The organism is Nitrobacter sp. 62-23, from assembly GCF_001897285.1.
Lineage (GTDB): Bacteria > Pseudomonadota > Alphaproteobacteria > Rhizobiales > Xanthobacteraceae > Nitrobacter.
Genome location: NZ_MKSM01000089.1, coordinates 1 through 4,976, shown reverse-complemented (window position 1 = coordinate 4,976; position 4,976 = coordinate 1). Strand labels below are relative to the sequence as shown.

At 62.8% G+C, this 4,976-nt stretch carries 3 protein-coding genes and 1 pseudogene; 1 reads left to right on the top strand and 3 read right to left on the bottom strand.

The features are described 5' to 3' along the window. Together BGO16_RS07765 and BGO16_RS07760 are read right to left on the bottom strand one after the other, a co-directional pair. Positions 1-487, bottom strand: a pseudogene (locus BGO16_RS07765) (response regulator); the annotation flags it as partial. Continuing rightward, positions 457-2,622 carry an ATP-binding protein gene (locus BGO16_RS07760; protein WP_292618043.1) on the bottom strand — a complete coding sequence of 722 codons (2,166 nt, stop codon included), beginning with the start codon at positions 2,620-2,622 and terminating at the stop codon, positions 457-459. The pseudogene BGO16_RS07765 and the gene BGO16_RS07760, both read right to left, overlap by 31 nt. A 372-nt stretch (positions 2,623-2,994) precedes the next feature. Here BGO16_RS07760 and ugpB point away from each other — a divergent pair, with 372 nt between their 5' ends. After that, a complete protein-coding gene (gene ugpB / locus BGO16_RS07755; protein WP_292618045.1) occupies positions 2,995-4,269 on the top strand; it encodes a sn-glycerol-3-phosphate ABC transporter substrate-binding protein UgpB in 1,275 nt (424 codons plus the stop codon). A gap of 34 nt (positions 4,270-4,303) precedes the next feature. Here ugpB and phaR read toward each other — a convergent pair whose 3' ends face one another. Next, a complete protein-coding gene (gene phaR / locus BGO16_RS07750) occupies positions 4,304-4,900 on the bottom strand; it encodes a polyhydroxyalkanoate synthesis repressor PhaR (protein WP_292618042.1) in 597 nt (198 codons plus the stop codon). Positions 4,901-4,976: the final 76 nt, after the last annotated feature.

Below are 4,976 nucleotides of genomic sequence, written 5' to 3'. Positions count from 1 at the left end.
CCATGCGCTCGAGCTGCTGATAGCTGCGCAGCGCCGCGGTCAGCGAGGTGAATAGCTTGTCCGCCGTGAGTTCGGTTTTCGCCTTGTAATCGTTGATATCGTAATCGACGATCACGCGTCGCTCCGGCGCCTGCCCTGGCTGTCCGGTGCGCAGGATGATGCGCACGGTTTCGTTCTTGAGTTCGTTGCGAATGAATTCGACGAGGTCCAGGCCGGCCTCGTCGGTCTCCATGATGACATCAAGCAGCACCGCGGCGATGTCGGGGTGCGCGCGCATCAGCTCGCGCCCCTCGGCGGCGGAATAGGCCGAGAGAATCTCCAGGGGCTGGCCGTTGAGGCTGTAGTCGCTCAGCGCAAAGCGGGTGCCCTCGTGCACGGCCCGGTCGTCGTCGATCACGGCGACCTTCCATTTGCGCACCGTCGAGGCTTCCGGGCGGTCAGCGTCGGAATCGTCGATCAGGTGGAGGACGTCATCCTGGTCGGCCATTGCTTGGTCTCGCTGTCTGTTTCATCCTTGCCCGCGGTAGCGCCCCTGGCGGTTCTCGGCATGATAATGTGAAAAGTCGTGCCTTGTCCCGGTCCTGACTTCACCATCATCCGGCCGCCGAGCTGCTGGGTGACGAGATTGTAGACGATATGAAGCCCAAGGCCGGTGCCGCCCTCGTTGCGGCGCGTGGTGAAGAAGGGATCGAACGCCTGCCGCTGGACGTCCGGCGTCATGCCGACGCCATTGTCGGCAAAAATGATCTCGATGTCATCACTGGCGCGCGCTTTCGCCGCGATGGAAATCGCGCCGGACCGTCCGTCCGGAAATGCGTGCTTGGCGGCGTTGAGGAAGAGATTGGTCAAAATCTGTCCATATGAGCCGGGATAGCTGTCGATGATTAGGCCCTCGGGGACGTCGACGTCGATGGTGATCGGAGACCGCTTGAGCACCGGGCGCAGGCTTGCGACGATCTGGTCGGTGGATTCGCTCAAACTGAACTGGCGGCGTTCGGCATGGGACCGGTCCACGGCGACCTGCTTGAAGGACTGGATCAATTCGCCCGCACGGTGCAGGTTCGCCACCAGTTGCTGGGCGGCATCGCGGCAGGTCCGCACGAATTCCTCGAGCTGCGACCGCTTCAGGGGGCCCGCGGACCGCAGCTCGGCGTCGAACATCTCGGCGCGCCGCGCGAAACTTGACGCTACCGTCAGGCTGATTCCGACCGGGTTGTTCACCTCGTGCGCGACTCCCGCGACCAGCCCGCCAAGCGCGGCAAGCCGCTCCGCGTCGATCAGGTTCTGCTGCGCCGCGCTTAATTCCAGCAGCGCGCTCTCGGCCCGTTCCTTCGACGCCCGCAATTCGTCCTCGGCGTCGCGCTTGGCGATGGCGTTCTTGCGGAACACCTCGACGGCGCGCGCCATGGCGCCGATCTCGTCCCGCGCGTCGGTGCCGGCGACCTTGCGATCGTAGTCGCCGGACTTGATCGCGCGCATCGACGACATGATCTGCCGCAAAGGCAGGCGGATGCTGAGCGCGATCACGATGCCGGCCACAATGATGATTGCAAGAAAGGCGGCGGCGATCGACAGCATCTTGCGGGAAATGTCCGAAAGCGTGTTGTCGAACGTCATCTGCGCGCTCTGCTCGCGCTCGCGCATCTTGACCGAGAGGCCGTCGATGGCGGCGATGGTCTGCGCCTGGCTGGCGTCGATGGAGTTGCGCAGCAGGTCGGTTCGCCTGGTGAGCAATTCGGAAAGCTCCCCGATGCCGTCGTGCAGCGCCGCCGTCCGGGTCTTGAGTTTCTTCAGCGCGTCGCGCTGGAGATCGTTATCGGAGAACTCGATCATCGCCGGAATGGTGCGCTCGATCGCATCGGTATTCCGGCGGACCTCTTCCGCGCTGGTCGATGCCGGCGCCAGATAGTAGGCGTTCGCGGCCACCAGCATCGTGGTGAATGTCTCGCGGGACTTCTTGAGCGTCGGCCAGATCGCGGCCTCGCGGCGGTCGGTCGCGCCCTCGATGATCGAGTAGAGTCCCGCCATATCCTTGGCTGGCGCCAGGATCTGGCCCTCATAGGTCTTGGTGATGTTCGTCTGCAGCGCGCGCAGCTCTCCGAACCCGCTGAGGAAATGTTCGGTGGCGTGCTCCAGTTCATCGACCGAACCCGACAGCATAGGGTCGGTCGAAGCGCGCGTGCTCAGGGTGCCGAGCACGGCCTCGCGCAACAGCAGGATTTCCGCGAACAGATCGGGACTGGGCTGGTTGATGTAGCGATGGATCAGATTTTGCAGCCGGCCGGTCTCGCTTTCGAGAACCGCGAGGATCTTGTCGGATTTCCGGACCTGGCGGACGTCGTCCCACGCCGATCCCAGGGTTTTGGTGCCGCTCCATATCAGCAGCGCCAGCACCAGCACCACCGCCGAATTCAGCGTCGCAATCGAGAGGATTCGCCAACGAATCGGTATCGCGCGAACCAGCCCCACGAGGCCCGAGCGGCCCTGCGCCGCCAGACCTTCCTCCTCCTGCGGCTCGGCACCTGTGCCGTTATGAGATTCGGCTGAGACCAAATTCAAATTATTGTACCTTGCGGACTCGTGCGATGGACTTGTGGCCTGCAATCCGCGCCATGCCTTCATAGCTCCGGCGGCGGCGGCTTGAAAGGACTGTCGGGCTGGGATTTCTGTGCCCGCAGGCTTTGCTGATCGATAAGGCTTCGCCGATCGATACGCGCGGGCCTGCCCCGGCCCCCCAGACGAAGCGGCGCGAAGACACCGGCACTTGTACTCTATGATGGAGTCATCCGGGCGGGAAAAAGGTTCAAGGCCATGGAGACTCGGCACGGCCATTCGAAGGCGGTCGCGGCACGCGCTCGTGAATTTGCAGCGGCCGCGAGTTGGTCTTAATCAGACCATCGGCAGCGGCTCCGTCCGCACGGCCGCAGGCGGAGGACAGGCACGATGCGGACACCGGCATGGAAACTGGCGCTGCTGTTCTGCGTGCTGCCATTCATGGCCGCGGTGCCGGCTCCGGCGCGGGCCGTCACCGAGATCGCGTGGTGGCATGCGATGTCCGGCGAGCTTGGCCGGCAGATCGAGCGGCTCGCCCGCGACTTCAACAGCTCTCAATCCGAGTATCGGATCGTCCCGGCATATAAAGGCAACTACACGGAGACGGTGAACGCGGCGATCTTCGCGTTTCGTTCGCGGAGCCAGCCGGCGATCGTGCAGGTCAGCGAAATCGCCACCGCCACTATGATGGCGGCCCGGGGCGCGATCTATCCGGTCTTCGAACTGATGCGCGATGAGAAGGAAGCGTTTTCCCCGGCGGACTATTTTCCGGCCATCACCGGATACTATGCCGATGTCGCCGGCAACCTGCTGTCGTTTCCGTTCAATGTCTCGACCCCTATCCTCTACTACAACAAGGACCTCTTCCGCACCGTCGGTCTTGATCCCGAGAGGCCGCCGAAAACATGGCCGGAGGTCGGTGAGGCCGCGAAGAAGCTACGCGAAGGAGGCGTCGCTTGCGGCTTTACCACGTCGTGGCCGTCATGGGTCCATGTCGAGAGCTTCCTCGCCTTGCACAACCTGCCGATCGCCACGCGCGCCAACGGCTTCGGCGGGCTCGACGCCGTCCTCGTTTTCAACAATCCGCTGATGGTCCGTCATGTCGCCCAGCTCGCTGAATGGCAGAAGACCAAAATTTTCGACTACAGCGGCCGAAAGACGGATGCCGAGCCTCGTTTCCAGCATGGTGAGTGCGGCATCTTCATGGGCTCCTCGGCGACGCGCGCGGACATCATCGCCAACAGCAAATTTGCCGTCGGCTACGGCATGTTGCCGTATTGGCCGGACGTCGAGGGCGCGCCGCAGAACACCATCATTGGCGGCGCCACATTGTGGGTACTGCGCGATCGCCCGCGCGAGGAATACAAGGGCGTCGCGAAATTCTTCGCCTTCCTGTCGAGGCCCGAGGTCCAGGCCGCCTGGCACCAGAACACCGGCTACCTGCCGATCACCCGCGCGGCGTTCGATCTCACCCGCGCGCAGGGCTTTTACGATCGCAATCCGGGATCCGCGATCGCGATCGAACAGATGACAATGAAACCCCCGACCGAGAATTCAAGGGGATTGCGGCTCGGATCCTTCGTTCTGATTCGCGCTGTCATCGAGGATGAACTCGAGCAGGCATTCAGCGGTAAAAAGAGCGCGCAGGCGGCGATGGACGAGGCGGTTCGGCGCGGCAACGATCTGCTGCGCCAGTTCGAGCGCACCAATCCGTGAGAGGGCGGTGTGCGTGTCCCGGGCGCCGCGAGGTCTACTCCTTCTTCGGCTCCTTCGACATCCGTTCGAGGCGGTCCTGCATCTCTTTCATCTGGCGGCGAAGATCCTCGATCTTGTCGCCGTCATCCGGCGCATCGGGCGTTTTCTCGGGCTCGGGAGCGGCGCCTCCGCCACGTGGCGGCACAAACGGCTTGAACATCGCGAAGGTGCGCTCGAACAGTTCCATGTTGCGGCGGACATGCTCCTCGAGCGGCGCGAAAGGGGTGCCGCTGAAGGTGCTGGTCATCTGCTTGCGAAACTTCTCCTGCTCCTGGGTGAGCATGTCGATCGAGCGTTCGAGATATTTCGGCACCACCATCTGCATGCTGTCGCCATAGAAGCGGATCAGTTGCCGCAGGAATGTGGTCGGGAGCAGGTTCTGTCCGGCCTTGTTCTCCTGCTCGAAAATGATCTGCGCCAACACCGAGCGGGTGATGTCGTCGCCGGTCTTGGCATCGAAGACGAGGAAGTCTTCGCCCTGCTTGACCATCGTCGCGAGATCTTCGAGCGTCACATAGGTGCTGGTTCCGGTATTATAGAGCCTCCGGTTCGCATATTTCTTGATGGTCGTTGGTGTTTCTGATTTCGCCATAGGTCCCACACGTCCATACAGAGGACAAGAAACCCCGCCGGCGTCCACGATGGGGTTAACAAGCGCATTGCAGCAA

What these genes read in the sequence shown, in the direction of transcription:
- BGO16_RS07760 (WP_292618043.1), bottom strand. Translation starts at nt 2,622, where the DNA reads ATGAAGGCATGGCGCGGATTGCAGGCCACAAGTCCATCGCACGAGTCC.
- ugpB (WP_292618045.1), top strand. Translation starts at nt 2,995, where the DNA reads ATGGCCGCGGTGCCGGCTCCGGCGCGGGCCGTCACCGAGATCGCGTGG.
- phaR (WP_292618042.1), bottom strand. Translation starts at nt 4,900, where the DNA reads ATGGCGAAATCAGAAACACCAACGACCATCAAGAAATATGCGAACCGG.